Raw genomic sequence first — 14,697 nt, forward strand, 5'->3', positions numbered from 1 at the left:
GCTGGTTTTTTCGTCGTAGGTTAATTAGCTCGGATGGGGCAGAAGGCCTATAGTTGCTTAGACTGGTATTACAAGTGAACCAATAGCCAGTAGAGCGAGGCCAACCATTCAATTGTTGATTGAACTTGACTTAGGACTCAAGGATCACACGTGTGTCTTCACTAAGCATCTCAAGGTCCTTGGTGACATCCTCAATACTTAACTCAGGCGCCAGCTTGAGCGCCATGTTGGCACTGAATAGGCTCGAGCTTATCCCACCACCACTGGCAACGAATACGCGATTGCAGTCCATATCAAGGATGGAAATTCCTTTGGCATCCAAAATGTGAGTGATCTCGTTGACGATCCCGGCGCGATCGTTAGCATCAAGCCGCACTTGATGAATCGTATCGGTTTTCGAGGAGTGATCAACGCTATCTTCGATCTGCACCATCAATCCAGGGTGCGCCTGAAATGCGTCTTTGACCACTGATTCATTGGCTCTAGGTACCTCAACCTTAATGACTGCGGCCACATGCTCATCAATAAAGTTGACTTTACTGGTGAGCCACTTACCGCCATTTTCATGGGTGACAGCCGCGAGTTGCTTGATAGTCGAAGGCTGTGCTTTACCGGCAAAGTTTACGATAAATATGCTGTTCATAATCTCCTCCTAGACTTCGGTGCTTTTTGGCGCAGGTTGTTATATCAAGGTGTATTTATGGTTACGCCACAGCACTGGTTAAGGTTTAGTTTAGAGACCTGACCAGACAATTGTTTGAGTAAGTTCAAAAAATTAAAGCTAGACGAATACCTATGCGCTAAAACAGTAGCTTGGGCACATAATTGACCACAAAAAAAGCGACCGCATGGGTCGCTTTAGTGCGTTAAGTTGAATACCTTTAGCTTAGAAGTGAACCAGCTTAGAAGTGAACCTTAAACTCGACCGCGTAAAACTGCGAGTCGTACTTGGCCCCAGAATCAAGCGCGAATTGCGCCGCTTGAGAGTTACCAAACCACGGGGTGTGGTTAAACTGGAACTCAGCACTGCCACCCCACGCATCGGATACCCAACCATGAATGTGTCCAACTGGGTTGAGGAAGAACAGAGTCACATCACCCATGCGCTGTGAGCCCCACACTTCGCCGCCGTTCGCAACGATGTCTTGCTCAGCCTCGAACATCATTTCACCCACCACGGCACCAAAGAAAGGTGTGATAAACAGATCCTGCCATGACGGGACTTCAGCAAAGGCCTCTACACCGTATTCCCAAAAGAATGCCGACATAGTCGCAGAGTAGATAAACGACTCAAATTCATTAAATCCAGAGTGACGCGCTGCCGTGTAGTACACACCGCCAAAGTAGGGGTGCATTACGTAGTTTAAAAAGTGTTCGTCACGATCCCATACCGGGCCTTCCTTGACGTTGTCCCACCACTGTCTACCTAAGCCACTCAGCTTGATGTCATCTTCATCCCACTTGGTAATTGACTCGGGAAGAAGCGTCATAAAGCCGACGGTAACCACACTCAGACCTAATATGGTGTAGGTTTGCCCCATTAGGTAGTCCCAATCCTTCTCATCCTGTACGGTTAAGTACTTAGGTAGAGTGGGCTCATTGATATTGAGTTCTGGCTCGGCCAAGCTCATTGAATATGGGTCGAGCTTAGGTTGATAGCGATAAGGTTGTGCCTGTGTCCAACAAGATCCTTGGCAATCTGGGGTATAGGAGAATTCAATATGTTGATGCTCGTTGAATGAGCTTGCCGCAGCAGTCGTACAAACGGATGCAGAGACCAGCAAGGCACTAAGACGATTTCTTAACACGAAAACTCCAATAGATTGATTGTTAGTTGTAAACCTAAGAATTATCCTTCAAAGCACGCAAGATTGGAAATTTTTTTCAGCATCAATCACATATTTTTACTCTGCATGTTGTCTTAACATATTAGCGTCAAGTTGCTGTGATATTTGTTCCAATTCTGTGTCTTCTTGATAGCTAGGTGCTTGCTCATCAATTGGAGATATTTTAGGGAGCAAAGTCACCAATTGCAGATAAAGCACTACTGACTAAGCTAAAAGGGTAGGGGTTTACAGTCCCATTTCGTTACAATGGACTGATGTGCTATATGGCTCGCTTAATGTTCGTTTCATTTGGAACCCTATACCTAACAGCGACTTAATAGTAAGTAATCGTCCCGATATTGGAGACATTAAACAATAAGGATTGACCGTCTTAATGATCAAAATCGTAATGCTAAGCACGGGTGAAGAAGTGCTTCATGGCGACATTGTCGACACTAATGCTGCCTGGCTGTCAGAGTATTTTTACCAACAAGGGCTGCCCTTAGCCCGTCGCTCGACTGTGGGCGATCACATGGATACGTTGATCGAAGAGTTGGTTACGCTGAGTTTTAACAACGATGTGGTGATCGTCAATGGTGGTCTGGGACCGACGACCGATGATATGAGCGCCGAGGCCATGGCCGCGGCAGCCGAGGTGGGTTTGGAACTCAATACCGAGTGGCTAGACAGGCTCAAGCAATTTTTCGCCGCTCGAGGCAAAGAGATGCCCAAGAGCAATATCAAGCAAGCGATGTTACCTGTGGGTGCTGAGATGATCGACAATCCGGTCGGTACGGCGTGTGGGTTTAAGGTTCGACTCAACGATTGTGACTTGTACTTTACTCCGGGTGTGCCGAGTGAATTTAAAAAGATGATCACAGAGGCGATTTGCCCACGCATCAAAGCCGATGTTCCCACACTCACGCCGATGCGTTGCAGTCGTTTGTACACCTTTGGCAGTACTGAGTCTGGTCTGTCAGATAGACTGGCTAAGTTTGACCTTCCACAGGGCTACGAGTTTGGTTATCGTTCCGCGATGCCTTTTATCGAGGTCAAGTTGCTTGGTCCGGCCGATGATATCGAGGTGCGGGTAAAGTTGATGCAGATGGTCTACAAGCTGATCGCGGAATTTGTGGTCAGTATCGATGAAACAATGATTGAGCATATTGGTCATTTACTCGCAGACAAAAAATTCAATCTATCGATTGCAGAAGAATCGACCTTTGGTCACCTTAGTTACTGGGTGAACTCAGATGAGAAGGCCAGTGCCCAGATGGGCTCTGCCTGGGTGCTCGGTAGTGATAAACCTAACTTTAGTCATGAGCAAGACCCGGTGGCAGCAGCTTTAGCTCTTGCAGGGGCTAGCAAAGACCGCTGTAAAAGTGATGTCGCGGTCGTCACTGGGGCGTTAGATAACCAGACCTTTGCCATTGCCGTCGCGACCGAGCAAGGGGAGTGGGGGCAGTTGCTGAGCTTCAATCGTCGCTACAACACTGAAAACAGTAAGGTGGTCATTTCGACACTGGCAATGGATATGTTGCGCCGAATCCTGTCAGCGGCGAATGTTTTTCCAGAATACGCCTCGGTAACGCGCAGCAAAGAGATTTTTATCCCTGCCTCAATGATTGAGAGTTAGTCTAATTGTTACGTTTGAACGGCCCCAAGCTTGGGGCCGCAGCTCATCCTAGCCTAGGCGTGCTGCCTAGAGTCCTTGACTAAGCGCTGATACAGCATCACCACTAGAAAAATCCCCGTTGCCGCTAGGCCAATACCGATCCCTGCCCAGATACCGGTCAGACCGTAATCGCGAGTGAGCAGCCACGCACTCGGAATGCCAAATCCCCAATAACCAATCGCAGTAATAAGTGTCGGGCCTTTGACTATGGTCATGCCGCGCAGCAAATTGATCGCTAACAACTGCCAAGCATCGACAACAAATGAGATGGCAACCACCCAAAGCACCGAGCGGAACAACGCAGCTGCGGCTTGCTCTGCGCTATCAAGGTTGAACAAGGTAATGATCACAACGGGAAAGGCGATAAATACTGCGCACAGTACTAGGCTGAGTAAGGTCATCAAGGCAAAGCTTTTTAACGAGATGGTTTTTATCGCATTGAAATTGCTTGCACCAAACTCTCGCCCAACCAGTATCGCCGCCGCTTGAGAGAGGCCGAAGTTAATGTTCCAGGTGAAACTCAGGCACTGCAAAAGGATTTGGTGAACTGCGAGCGCGGTCACGCTGATGGTTCCCGCCAACAGTGTCCCACCGTAAATTAGGCCGTTCTCCATCAGGGCGGCAAGCATAATCGGTGTACCAAGACCTAAAATCGGCAACATAGCCCCAGGACGATAGTGTTCAAGCCTCTGCCATGGCATATAAGCTTGATAGCTTGGGTGCTTGAATAGCCACCAACCATAGCCGAGCATCACCAACAGCGCGGACAGTGCCGTGCCAAGTCCCAGACCTCTAAGTTCAAGTCCGAGCGGGAACGCGAGCAGATAGGAAAGGGGGATATTGATCAGCACGGTGGCAATCGACATAAACATCACCGAACGCACGTTACCCGTTGCACTGGCTAAGCCACGCAGCACAAGCAGCATCAGTGAGGGCAGCATTGCCAATTTGACGGCGTCGAGGTAAACCATCGCTTGCTCGATCACCGCTTGTGGCTGACCCGCGAGCGTCAAAAACTGTGGGGCGGCGGCAAAGACCACCACACTACCGATAGAGAGCAAGAGTGCGACTAAAATTCCACCTTTCACCGCTTGGTCGATTTGCGCTTGTGCGGCTTCACGCTGGGCGACTTGTTTGCCGTAAGCAATCGCCACCAGATTGGCGACGCAGCCGACAATACTCGAGATGAGAATAAAGACGAAGTTGTAAACCGTCGCCCCCAGTCCACCTGCAGCAATGGCAGCGACAGAGAGTTGGGACATCATCCAGATATCCGTGAGGACCAGTGCCATTGAAATAAGTTGGGAGATAATCAGCGGCAGAGCCAGTGTGAGTATTGTTTGCATAAGATCCTCTTTTGTGGAGGAGTAAAATAGCGATCTATCGATTGGCTTTCAATCGACTTTTATGCCAGTCTGACATTACTTCAACTCATGGGTTAAACAATGACCAGTTATCCAGATACTCCTTATTCGCACAAATGCTTAACCACTTTTGAAGCGGTAGCGCGTCATATGAGTTTTACTCGGGCGGCAGATGAACTGCATGTGACCCAAGGCGCGGTCAGTCGTCAAATCCGCCAACTCGAGGAGTTTTGTCAGCAGACACTGATTATCCGCAAGCAGCGTTATATTGAACTCAGTGATAAGGGCCAACAGTTGGCCAAGCTGCTGACCCGCAGTTATAGTGAATTGGATCAGTTATTTGCCAGCTGGAAGCCGCAAAAAGGGCGTCGGATCGTGATAAAATCGGCGATGAGTTTCGCCACGCGAGTCCTGATGCCACGGCTGCCCTATTTGGTTGAGCGATACCCTCAATACGAGATCATTGTTGTGCCCACGCTTGAGGAGGAGCTAACCTTGACCTCAGGTGATTATGATCTGGCGATATTTTTCACGCGCAAACCCATGCCGCGCCATGACATTGAATTTCTGCGTGATGAGTATATGTCACCGGTGTGTGCCACGCGCCCCGACCAAGCGCCGGTCACTATTGACGATGTTCTCGCGCAGCCGCGCCTGCATCCAACCGATGATCATACAGATTGGCGCTCTTGGCTCGAGCAGATAGGGCATCGCGAGAGCGAGACCGTGAGGAACTCGACGCTTTTTACCCTTGATCTGGCGCTGAGTGCCTGCCTATCCGGACAAGGGGTGACCGTTACTGATATGCTGTTGGTGCTACCGGAACTGCAGCAAGGCTTTTTGACCAGTCCCAAACAGACCATCATCTACACCAGTCCGTGGAAGTATTACTGTCATCAACCACAGCCGAGCGAAATCACTCAGGAGATAGCCAGCTGGCTGCGCCAAGAGACGACTCAGCAGTTAGACGATTTAACCGCATTGGCTGAGCAAAACCAATGGCAAATAAGAAGGGTGGAACAATGGAGCTAAACAAGCTAGAGCAGTATCTTTTATCCCGCGCAGGCAGCGAACTCAGCTATCCATTTGGGCCCGAAGTGCGTGTATATAAGGTGAAAGGCAAGATGTTTGCCTGGGTGGCGCACGAGAATACGCCGCTCGATTTGACCGTAAAATGCCAGCCGAGTGAGGTGGATTTTTTGGTCGATGAGTACGCGAGCATCAAACGTGGCTACCATATGAACAAGCGTCATTGGGTAACGATTGCGCTTGATGGCGAGGTGTCTGAATCGATGCTCGAAGACCTGATCGACCGCTCTTATCGGCTGGTGGTGAGTAAGTTACCCAAGCGCGAGCAAACCAGCTTGTTGATTATCGGTGATGACCCAACACCGTGATAAACAAGCACTACAATCACCGAGCTGTGCAATAAATGCATTTCGCAACAAGGACAGTTTCAGTTTGGCACTCAAGTGGTTATCATAGCGCGCAGAACACTCATCTCCACGACTAGTACGCTACCGCTATGTATGACAAACATCTATTACGCCAGAGCTTGATTGAAACTCTTGAAATCTCACGCCAAACTGCCCTCAATGCGGCAGATAGTGCGCACGATGATGCAACCCACGAGCAGAGTGTGGCCGAAACCCAGTACGATACCGTGGGTCTTGAAGCGGCCTATCTGGCGCATGGACAGTCACAACGTGTCGCCGACTGCACCGCGATGATTGAGCGCCTCAAGTCGATGGTGTTGCGTGACTTTGATGCTGACGATGAGATAGAGCTTGGCGCATTGGTGTGCCTTAATGATGGCATGACGTGCTGGTTTTTGCCCGTGTGTGGTGGAGTCAAGCTTGCTAACGGCAAGGTGGTGGTGATCACCCCGCAGTCGCCGCTTGGTCAGATGTTAGATGGCGCAGAGTGCGATGAGCATCTGGAAGATGGCCGGGTGATCGTTGCCATCAGTTAGTGCGATCAGTTAGTGCGACCAAGCCCACAGTCATAGTGACCTCCTTTGCTATAGTGCTTGTTAGAGCGTAGCGATGAGGTGATTTATGTGTGGCAGACTGAATATTATTGATGACCCTTTGTGCACAGCCGTCACTACGCTGCTCGGGGTCACCTTTTCCACGCCAACCAATCAAGACCTGAGGCCAACCGAGCAGGTAGCAACGCTTATTCACCATCCGTCGCATGGCCATCTCGCCTCATCCGAGCCTTTCTCCTCACCAAACCATCATGCCGGATTCAAGCAAATCAATCTCGCGTGGGGCATTCAGCCCAGCTGGTCAAAACGAATTATTATCAATGCTCAAGCGGAATCGGTGGCCAACAAGGTCACGTTTCGCAATGCCTTTCAACAAGCGCGAGTGATCGTGCCCTGCTCGGGTTGGTATGAGTGGGCGACTCATGCTGGTGTCAAGAAGCGCTATCTTTTTGCACAGCCCAATGGCTCACCAGTGTGGATGGCCGGGATTGCGTTCGATGATAGTAAGTTAGTCACCCTGACCACCAGTGCCAATGCGCAGTGCGCGGACTATCATCACCGAATGCCACTGCTGCTGGAGGATGGCCAGCTCGATACCTGGCTGGCTGGAAGCGTGCAAGAGGCTCATCGGTTGACTACTCAATGTTGGCAACCCCGTCTTGTAGTGAGCCGCTGTGAGCGTGTCTAATCTCGTTGCAACTTAACGCTTTTTGTTGATTTCAGAACACATTTCAGTCTTTTACTCCCTCAATGGCGTATGAAATGACCTATATAGATAACAGTGGACAGAGTGAAATGAGTTTAGATGAAGAGCAGCGCTCGCGAATTATTGAGATGGCGTGGGAGGATCGCACGCCATTTGAGGCAATCTGGCGGCAATTTGGTGTCAGCGAAGCGCAAGTGATCACCTTGATGCGCGCGAATATGAAGCGCTCGAGCTTTAAACTATGGCGTAAGCGCGTATCTGGTCGGCGCAGCAAGCATGAGCGGCTGCGTCACCCTGATATTCTGCGTGGGTACTGTCCAACTCAGTATAAAGTCAGGTAAAGACAAATAGGTCCCGCGCGACAAACAAGGAGGGGAGATGGAACACCCGCTGGTGCAACTCGTCAATTTGGCTAAGAGCTTTCAAGATGGTAAGGAAACGCATCAGGTGCTTGGCCACATCAACCTGTCGATCGCGCACGGTGAAAGCATCGCCCTGACGGGGGCAAGTGGCAGTGGCAAAAGTACCTTACTTAATATCATCGGCGGATTCGAAACCCCAAGTCGCGGCGACCTTATCCTGTTGGGTGACAACACACATGATTGGCAACACCAACAGTGGAGTGACTTTCGCGCTCGCTCGCTTGGCGTGATATTCCAGCAGTTCAACCTGCTTACACCGCTGAACGTCAGGCAAAACATTGAGTTTCCCCTGACCCTACAAGGCCAGCATTGGAATGATTGGTGTCAGCACCTGGTGGCGTCACTTGGGATAGACACACTGCTCGACCGTCATGTTGCCAGTCTATCTGGGGGGCAGCAACAGCGAGTCGCTATCGCTCGCGCTTTGGCCCATCGCCCTAAGATATTGTTGGCAGACGAGCCGACGGGCAACCTAGATCAACACGCCAGTAATGAGGTGATGCGCCTACTCATTGAACTCTCCGCGCAAGGTAACACGGCGATCGTACTGGTCACTCACAGTCGTGAATGTGCGCAATATATGCAAACACAGCTGCAATTAAGTGGTGGGCAAATTGATGAGGCGAATTGAGTTGCAGCATTTACGCACTAGCTTAAAGGTGTTCGCTGCCCACTATCGTCAAGCACCGCTCCAGGCCGGTTCGATTTTGCTTGGGATCTTGCTAGCGGTGACACTGTTTGTCGCCGTTCAAGCTATCAACCTCAACGCCAAGCGCAGTTACGCCCAATCGACTGAGCTACTTAGCGCTCGTGCCAATGCCTTTGTCCTTCCCCCCTTGGGCCAGCGATATCTATCTGAGCAGATTTATTTTGCACTACGCCAGGCCAGCGTCAGCGGGGCACTGCCAATTATCGAAGGTCGGGTGAGCGACCAAGAGGGACAAAGGTGGTCTCTACAAGGCAGCGATGTGATTGCTGCCATCACATCAGGCTCGCGCTTTTTAGATCAAGACGCTGGCGCCTCGCTTTCAAGCGAGCAGCTACCACTCAATCAACTTCTGGCTGGCGAGCCGTTAGTTCTTATCAGTCAGTCACAGCATGAGCGAACCGGTGGTGCGCACACTATCGTACTTGAGGGCGTTGAGGCTGAGCTGGTGGTCGTGCCCGATAGCTGGCGTTTGGGCAGTAAATTGTTTGCCGATATTGGGTTCGCACAGCGTCTATTGAAAAAAGACGGTCAGCTTAGTTATATCGCTGTGTTTGATCCCAATCTCTCACCTGAGCCTGCTTTCTTGTCTGCGACTGAGCAGCAAGTGCGTTGGGAGATTAATCAGCAAAGTGACGATCTGGGAGCCTTAACCGACAGCTTTCATCTAAACCTGACCGCAATGAGCTTGCTCGCGTTTCTGGTTGGACTGTTCATCGCTTACAACGGAGTGCAATACAGTCTACTCAAACGCAGCCGGCTCTTGGTGCAACTGCAGCAAGCGGGGATAGCCCCAAGCACACTGCAAGCTGGCCTAGTGATAGAGTTAACGCTGTTAGTGCTAATTGGCGTCAGTGTTGGATTTATTCTTGGTATCCAGTTGAGCTATTGGTTGCACCCTATGGTGGCGGTGACGCTAGAGCAGCTCTATGGCGCGACCTTGTTACCAGGCATTTGGCAATGGCAGTGGTGGCTGCAATCGCTATTACTGACATGGGTCGTGGCGCTCATAGCCTGTTGGCACTATTTTCGCCGTCATATTGGACAGCCATTATCTTCACATACTGGGCTCTATGCCCAATCGGCGGTGTTGGCCTCTGGCCGTTTGTGGCAACTCGGCCTGAGTTTGATGACGGTCGCGATGATCGGGCTGCTCAGCGCGGAGCATTTTCGCTTTACCATGCTCTGGCTTGGCGTCCTGATTGTCGCCATCCCTTTACTGTTACCACAAACCCTCACTTTGCTGAGTGAGTGGGCAGTAAGGCGCTCCCCCCCAGGCTTGATATGCTATCTGTTTGCCGAGCTTCGAGAGCTCGTCGCGCCGCTCTCATTGGCAATGATGGCACTACTTTTGGCAGTAACCGCAAATATTGGCATGAATACACTAGTAGGCAGCTTTGAATCGACCCTCAAAGCCTGGCTAGAGCAGCGTCTGCACGCCGACCTATACATCACGCCGTCAGCGGGACAAATGCTGCCCTTGATTGAAGCGTTAGAGGATATGGAGGGCATCGAAAGCGTTTATACTCAAACGTATATCGACGATAAGATTGCTAACTTGCCGATACAGCTTGGCACCAAGGATCGCCAAACCCTAGAGCAAACCATGGTGTTTCACTCGCAGTTAGATGACTTCTGGTTGCGTTTCTATGCTGGAGAGCTGGTGGCCATCAGTGAGCCTACGGCAGTAAAGCAGCAGCTCAAACTGGGCAGTCTACTTGAGAGCGAGAGTCTGGCGGGTGTGCCGCTTCATGTCGGCGCCATCTTTCACGATTACGGCTCGCCTGATGGTGAGGTACTGATTGCCCCTAAACTGTGGCAGCAACTGGGATTCACTGCCACACCATCAAGCGTTGGGGTAGCTTTTAATCAAGCCCCGTTCGCGGTAATCGAGCAGCTTAAAACTCAATTTAACCTACAACAGAGTCAATTGTATGATCAGCAGCAAATTAAATCCCTTGCCCTTGAGATCTTTTCCAGAACCTTTGCTATCACTAGTGCGGTCAACAGTGTGACCTTATTGGTGGCAGTCGTGGGGCTGTTTAGTGCGTGTTTTATGTTGCTTGATGCGCGTAAGGCGGCGATCGCACGTTTGTATGCGCTTGGGGTCGGTCGCTACAAATTGATAGGAGTAGTAGTTGGGCAAATTGCGGTCCTGGTGGTATTCACGCTGATCCTGGCGCTACCACTTGGAGCTTTAGTGGGCATGGTTTTAACAGATATCGTCACTCTGCGTGCATTTGGTTGGAGCTTAGTGTTTGATTGGCAATGGAGCGGTGCGCTGATCATCTGCATGATCACCTTAGTGGTCGCGGTATCCGCGACGGTTTTTCCCCTCTGGCGACTGGTCAATAGACCAGTTATCTCGGCTCTGCAGAGTGAGGTGTTGTGATGATTAGAGTGTGGATCATAGTGTTAAGTGCTGTTGCCTTGACCGTCATTAGTCTAGTTGTCATGAGCTTAACTGGTGGTGATAACACGCCGGCTCCATCAATGGGCAGTTGGATGGGGGAGGGGGGAGAAGAGAACGTTTACGCCCAAGTTACGCCAGGCCACCCATTGCAGTTCCCGCGTGATCATCTATCTCACGGCGACTATCGTCATGAATGGTGGTATCTGACGGCGAATTTAATTGATGAGCGAGGAGAGCAGATTGGTATTCAGTGGACCTTATTTCGCTTGGCAACAGAGCCAGATGTTGAGGGCAACAGCCCTTGGTCAAGCGGGCAGCTATATATGGCGCATAGCGCGGTCACTACAAACAACGTTCACTATGCCGATGAAAAGTGGTCACGCGCTCACCCACAGTTAGCAGGAGTGACGGGCGCACCTTTCGATGCCTTTATCGATGATTGGCGTTGGCATTCAAGCAGCACTGATCTGTTCCCGGCCACTTTGCAAGCAGACTCAGAGCAGTTTAGTTACGCTCTAAGCCTCACCAGTGATGCGCCATATCAGTTACAAGGCCTGGATGGTTTTAGTCAAAAGAGCACTAATGGCGAGGTGGCGTCTTATTACTACAGTCAGCCATTTGTCTCGGTTAACGGGACGGTGACGATCGATGGGCAAGCGCTTTCAGTAACAGGGCAAGGCTGGATAGACCGAGAGTGGAGCTCACAGTTTTTGCTCGATTCACAGCAAGGCTGGGACTGGTTTGCATTGCGATTGGACCCAGATACCACGCTGGTGGTATTTCAGTTGCGCCAATTGGGCAGTGAACAAGCTGAGTATGCCTATGCCCGTCTGATGCATCGAGATGGGCAAGGGGTGAACATTCCTCAAAACGAAATAGAACTCTCGGTGCGCAAAACCAGTCGTATTGATGGAGCTGGATACCCCACAGAGTGGTGGCTGGCCATTCCCTCACAAGCGATCTCGCTGACCATCACAGCGCTTAATCCATTGGCAAAAATGCCATTGACCGTGCCTTACTGGGAAGGCCCGGTCAATATTAAAGGAAGTCATGAGGGCAACGGTTATATGGAGTTAACTGGCTATTAGGTGGTGAAAGCTAACTCGCTATTGGCCACAAAATAGAACATAAATGATTTCTAAGGCCTGTGGACGCCGAAAGTATCTATGCTCTTGCTGCTGAGCCGGAACGTAGAGCAAAAAGATCACAGCATACTTGAGCAATTAAGTTGTCGCTCGGGCTCTCGGAAAATTATGTATAGTGGCACGACTATATCCAAGCGCAATCGCTGCTGTGATTCAGCTGTCGAAGTGGGCGTGACGTCTTATGTGTTCAATAAACATAGGTATCCGGTTGGCTACATGTTTTTGGGACGCGTAGAACGCGCACAGTACAAGGTCCTCCGGTTGGTACTCCATATCAACTACCTGTAAAGCGCCTGAGCGTATTTCATCTTGGCAATGTTCAATGGGTAATATGGCGAGCCCTAAACCAGCAACGGCCCCAGCTTTGGCCAGGTGACCGCTGTTGACTTTAAAGCAAGACTTCACTCTTTGAATCGTGACTTCATTACCATTATTTTTGAACACCCAAGGTGTCCCGTTCACTGCGGTTAGACTACTAATACACGGGAGGTACTGTAAATCTGTGATCTTAGAGGGCGTTGGATAACGGCTAAGGAGGTTTGGTGAGCCAACTACAGCACTAGGCCAGCGCTGGATTTCTCTCGCAACCAGGCTGGAGTCTGCGAGCTTTCCCCGGTGGAACTTTAAAATAACATCGAAACCATCGAACAAGTCCTCTTTAGGGCTAACGCTAGTATCGCAGCTGATGGAAATAGATGGATGTTGTTGACAAAAGCTCACCACCGCATTGGCCAGTATCGGAGAATCTGGCATTAGTATTCTAAGCTGTCCCTTTGCCTCTCTGGACTGGTTAGTGACTTCCTCCAGCGCATTATCCAACTTACTCAACAACGGCTGCGTGAGGATATATAACTGCTCTCCAGCACTCGTTGGCGCGATTTTGCGCGTCGTCCTGTCAAAAAGGCGTGTATCAAGCTCTTGCTCTAACAAGCGAATGTGGCGACTGATGTTTGATGTCGGTAAGCTTAAAAAATCAGATGCACGCTTAATGCTCAGGTTTTCGTACACGCAATGGAAGCTTCTGAGCCATTGCTGATCAATTCTATTGAGCAATTTCTATTGTCCCATAATATTGGATTATGTAACCAAAATAACTCACTTTATTACCAAATATAGGCTTATACAATACTTAGCTTACCGTAGGAAACTAAAAAGATGTAGGCATGAGTTGGCTCGAAAGACTAATACGCAATAAGAATATTACCAGTAAAAAAAGGGCTGAAATACCTGAGGGCTTGTGGATAAAGTGCACTCAATGCAGTCATATCCTTTATTACAAAACCCTAGAAATTCACTTGGATGTATGTCCCAAATGTAATCATCACATGCGAATGAAAGCTCGTAGGCGACTTGATAGCTTTCTAGATACCCATGAAAAAGTCGAAATTGCTACCCACTTTGAGCCAGCGGATACATTAGGCTTTAGAGACAAACAGCACTACTCCGACCGCCTTGCTAAAGCACAGCGGAGCTCTGGGGAGAAAGATGCATTAATTGTAATGAAAGGAGAATTAATGGGGATACCTGTCGTAGCTTGTGCGTTTGAGTTTTCATTTATGGCAGGGACCATGGGGGCCGTCGTAGGAGCCCGATTTGTTCAAGCCGTTCATACCGCAAGGGATAACAACTGCAGTCTAGTTTGTTTTTCTGCCTGTGGAGGAGCTAGGATGCAAGAGTCATTAATAGCTTTAATGCAAATGGCCAAAACTAGCGCAGCCTTGAACCTGCTATCGAAGGCTGGGTTGCCTTATATCTCAGTATTGACCGACCAGACTTATGGAGGGGTCTCTGCAAGCTTGGCTATGCTTGGTGACATTAATATTGGTGAGCCAAATGCAAGGGTCGGATTCGCGGGCCGACGCGTCATCGAGCAAACGGTACGCGAAGAATTACCTGAGGGCTTCCAACAAACTGAGTTCCTTTTAGAGCATGGTGCTATAGATATGATCGTGCACAGGCACGATATGAGGCAACGAATCGCTTCTCTTCTATCCAAGCTCACCGATACGCCAATTGCTTAGGGGGCTTAATCGGTTCAATTATTTGGCGTTACAACATCAGAGGGAGTGACATGATTAGGGAGTGCAGTGGTATAGTCTGTCTGTGCTTGACCGAGCAACAAGTTGATCAGTTAAACTTACCACCAGTGGTTGCCGTAGCCGATAGTGCAAACCATACGGCATTTACTGTGAGCGTCGAAGCCAAAATAGGCGTGACTACTGGAGTTTCAGCCACTGATAAGGTTAACGCCATATAAGCTGCGACTGCGTCACATGCTAAACCATGTGACTTAGTGCGAGCTGGCCACTATTTGTTTACGCATAAGTAGATCAGGCCCATATATTGATCACTCTTTTCTTGATGGCATATAAACACAGACGATAACATACCTTATTTCTATATGATTTTATTAGGTTTTTTATCAAGATGGTTGAAGTTTTAGGGAGAGA

The 14,697-nt window shown here is 49.7% G+C and carries 14 protein-coding genes and 1 pseudogene; 11 read left to right on the forward strand and 4 right to left on the reverse strand.

Translation table 11 applies throughout. From position 1 onward, the window contains the following. Positions 1 to 130: 130 nt before the first annotated feature. On the reverse strand, positions 131 to 643 hold the full coding sequence (locus tag ACSTTG_RS13240) for a glycine cleavage system transcriptional repressor (RefSeq protein WP_438459547.1): 513 nt from the start codon (positions 641 to 643) through the stop codon (positions 131 to 133). Between the two features lie 259 nt (positions 644 to 902). After that, the gene (locus tag ACSTTG_RS13245; RefSeq protein WP_438475143.1) at positions 903 to 1,808 is read right to left on the reverse strand and encodes a DUF3943 domain-containing protein; all 906 of its coding nucleotides are present in this window, start codon (positions 1,806 to 1,808) and stop codon (positions 903 to 905) included. Between the two features lie 412 nt (positions 1,809 to 2,220). Here ACSTTG_RS13245 and ACSTTG_RS13250 point away from each other — a divergent pair, with 412 nt between their 5' ends. Next, on the forward strand, positions 2,221 to 3,462 hold the full coding sequence (locus ACSTTG_RS13250) for a CinA family nicotinamide mononucleotide deamidase-related protein (protein WP_438459545.1): 1,242 nt from the start codon (positions 2,221 to 2,223) through the stop codon (positions 3,460 to 3,462). A gap of 53 nt (positions 3,463 to 3,515) precedes the next feature. Here the strand turns inward: ACSTTG_RS13250 and ACSTTG_RS13255 are convergent, their stop codons facing one another. Continuing rightward, positions 3,516 to 4,847 carry an MATE family efflux transporter gene (locus ACSTTG_RS13255; RefSeq protein WP_438475144.1) on the reverse strand — a complete coding sequence of 444 codons (1,332 nt, stop codon included), beginning with the start codon at positions 4,845 to 4,847 and terminating at the stop codon, positions 3,516 to 3,518. Between the two features lie 99 nt (positions 4,848 to 4,946). Here ACSTTG_RS13255 and ACSTTG_RS13260 point away from each other — a divergent pair, with 99 nt between their 5' ends. From ACSTTG_RS13260 to ACSTTG_RS13295, 8 genes are all read left to right on the forward strand, one after another. Then, positions 4,947 to 5,897 carry a LysR family transcriptional regulator gene (locus ACSTTG_RS13260; RefSeq protein ID WP_438475145.1) on the forward strand — a complete coding sequence of 317 codons (951 nt, stop codon included), beginning with the start codon at positions 4,947 to 4,949 and terminating at the stop codon, positions 5,895 to 5,897. Continuing rightward, positions 5,888 to 6,262: an MmcQ/YjbR family DNA-binding protein gene (locus ACSTTG_RS13265; protein WP_438475146.1), complete on the forward strand. Its 375-nt coding sequence runs from the start codon at positions 5,888 to 5,890 to the stop codon at positions 6,260 to 6,262. Before ACSTTG_RS13260 ends, ACSTTG_RS13265 begins: the two co-directional genes overlap by 10 nt. Positions 6,263 to 6,390: 128 nt before the next feature. Next, complete coding sequence (locus tag ACSTTG_RS13270; RefSeq protein ID WP_438459541.1) at positions 6,391 to 6,837, forward strand: hypothetical protein; 447 nt, start codon at positions 6,391 to 6,393, stop codon at positions 6,835 to 6,837. Between the two features lie 85 nt (positions 6,838 to 6,922). After that, positions 6,923 to 7,543 carry an SOS response-associated peptidase gene (locus ACSTTG_RS13275; RefSeq protein ID WP_438475147.1) on the forward strand — a complete coding sequence of 207 codons (621 nt, stop codon included), beginning with the start codon at positions 6,923 to 6,925 and terminating at the stop codon, positions 7,541 to 7,543. Between the two features lie 107 nt (positions 7,544 to 7,650). Further along, positions 7,651 to 7,902, forward strand: coding sequence for a TIGR03643 family protein (locus ACSTTG_RS13280; RefSeq protein ID WP_438459635.1), 252 nt, complete (start codon positions 7,651 to 7,653; stop codon positions 7,900 to 7,902). 37 nt (positions 7,903 to 7,939) lie between these two features. Continuing rightward, positions 7,940 to 8,614 (forward strand): ABC transporter ATP-binding protein, encoded by a 675-nt coding sequence (locus ACSTTG_RS13285; RefSeq protein WP_438459539.1) that lies wholly within the window; start codon positions 7,940 to 7,942, stop codon positions 8,612 to 8,614. Continuing rightward, a complete protein-coding gene (locus ACSTTG_RS13290; RefSeq protein ID WP_438475327.1) occupies positions 8,601 to 11,081 on the forward strand; it encodes an ABC transporter permease in 2,481 nt (826 codons plus the stop codon). The genes ACSTTG_RS13285 and ACSTTG_RS13290 overlap by 14 nt, the downstream gene beginning before the upstream one ends. Then, positions 11,081 to 12,190: a lipocalin-like domain-containing protein gene (locus ACSTTG_RS13295; protein ID WP_438475148.1), complete on the forward strand. Its 1,110-nt coding sequence runs from the start codon at positions 11,081 to 11,083 to the stop codon at positions 12,188 to 12,190. Before ACSTTG_RS13290 ends, ACSTTG_RS13295 begins: the two co-directional genes overlap by 1 nt. A gap of 210 nt (positions 12,191 to 12,400) precedes the next feature. On the opposite strand, the gene ACSTTG_RS13300 is transcribed toward ACSTTG_RS13295, so the two are convergent. Beyond that, the gene (locus ACSTTG_RS13300) at positions 12,401 to 13,300 is read right to left on the reverse strand and encodes a LysR family transcriptional regulator (RefSeq protein ID WP_438475149.1); all 900 of its coding nucleotides are present in this window, start codon (positions 13,298 to 13,300) and stop codon (positions 12,401 to 12,403) included. Positions 13,301 to 13,410: 110 nt separating this feature from the next. Between ACSTTG_RS13300 and accD the strand changes: the two genes are divergently transcribed. Both accD and ACSTTG_RS13310 read left to right on the forward strand, forming a co-directional pair. After that, complete coding sequence (gene accD, locus ACSTTG_RS13305) at positions 13,411 to 14,268, forward strand: acetyl-CoA carboxylase, carboxyltransferase subunit beta (RefSeq protein WP_438475151.1); 858 nt, start codon at positions 13,411 to 13,413, stop codon at positions 14,266 to 14,268. Positions 14,269 to 14,318: 50 nt separating this feature from the next. Then, positions 14,319 to 14,501, forward strand: a pseudogene (locus ACSTTG_RS13310) (3,4-dihydroxy-2-butanone-4-phosphate synthase); the annotation flags it as partial. Between the last annotated feature and the right edge of the window lie 196 nt (positions 14,502 to 14,697).

Origin of the sequence: Vibrio glycogenivorans (genome assembly GCF_051660965.1) — a bacterium.
GTDB lineage: Bacteria > Pseudomonadota > Gammaproteobacteria > Enterobacterales > Vibrionaceae > Vibrio.

What these genes read in the sequence shown, in the direction of transcription:
- ACSTTG_RS13240 (WP_438459547.1), bottom strand. Translation starts at nt 643, where the DNA reads ATGAACAGCATATTTATCGTAAACTTTGCCGGTAAAGCACAGCCTTCG.
- ACSTTG_RS13250 (WP_438459545.1), top strand. Translation starts at nt 2,221, where the DNA reads ATGATCAAAATCGTAATGCTAAGCACGGGTGAAGAAGTGCTTCATGGC.
- ACSTTG_RS13255 (WP_438475144.1), bottom strand. Translation starts at nt 4,847, where the DNA reads ATGCAAACAATACTCACACTGGCTCTGCCGCTGATTATCTCCCAACTT.
- ACSTTG_RS13260 (WP_438475145.1), top strand. Translation starts at nt 4,947, where the DNA reads ATGACCAGTTATCCAGATACTCCTTATTCGCACAAATGCTTAACCACT.
- ACSTTG_RS13265 (WP_438475146.1), top strand. Translation starts at nt 5,888, where the DNA reads ATGGAGCTAAACAAGCTAGAGCAGTATCTTTTATCCCGCGCAGGCAGC.
- ACSTTG_RS13270 (WP_438459541.1), top strand. Translation starts at nt 6,391, where the DNA reads ATGTATGACAAACATCTATTACGCCAGAGCTTGATTGAAACTCTTGAA.
- ACSTTG_RS13275 (WP_438475147.1), top strand. Translation starts at nt 6,923, where the DNA reads ATGTGTGGCAGACTGAATATTATTGATGACCCTTTGTGCACAGCCGTC.
- ACSTTG_RS13280 (WP_438459635.1), top strand. Translation starts at nt 7,651, where the DNA reads ATGAGTTTAGATGAAGAGCAGCGCTCGCGAATTATTGAGATGGCGTGG.
- ACSTTG_RS13285 (WP_438459539.1), top strand. Translation starts at nt 7,940, where the DNA reads ATGGAACACCCGCTGGTGCAACTCGTCAATTTGGCTAAGAGCTTTCAA.
- ACSTTG_RS13290 (WP_438475327.1), top strand. Translation starts at nt 8,601, where the DNA reads ATGAGGCGAATTGAGTTGCAGCATTTACGCACTAGCTTAAAGGTGTTC.
- ACSTTG_RS13295 (WP_438475148.1), top strand. Translation starts at nt 11,081, where the DNA reads ATGATTAGAGTGTGGATCATAGTGTTAAGTGCTGTTGCCTTGACCGTC.
- accD (WP_438475151.1), top strand. Translation starts at nt 13,411, where the DNA reads ATGAGTTGGCTCGAAAGACTAATACGCAATAAGAATATTACCAGTAAA.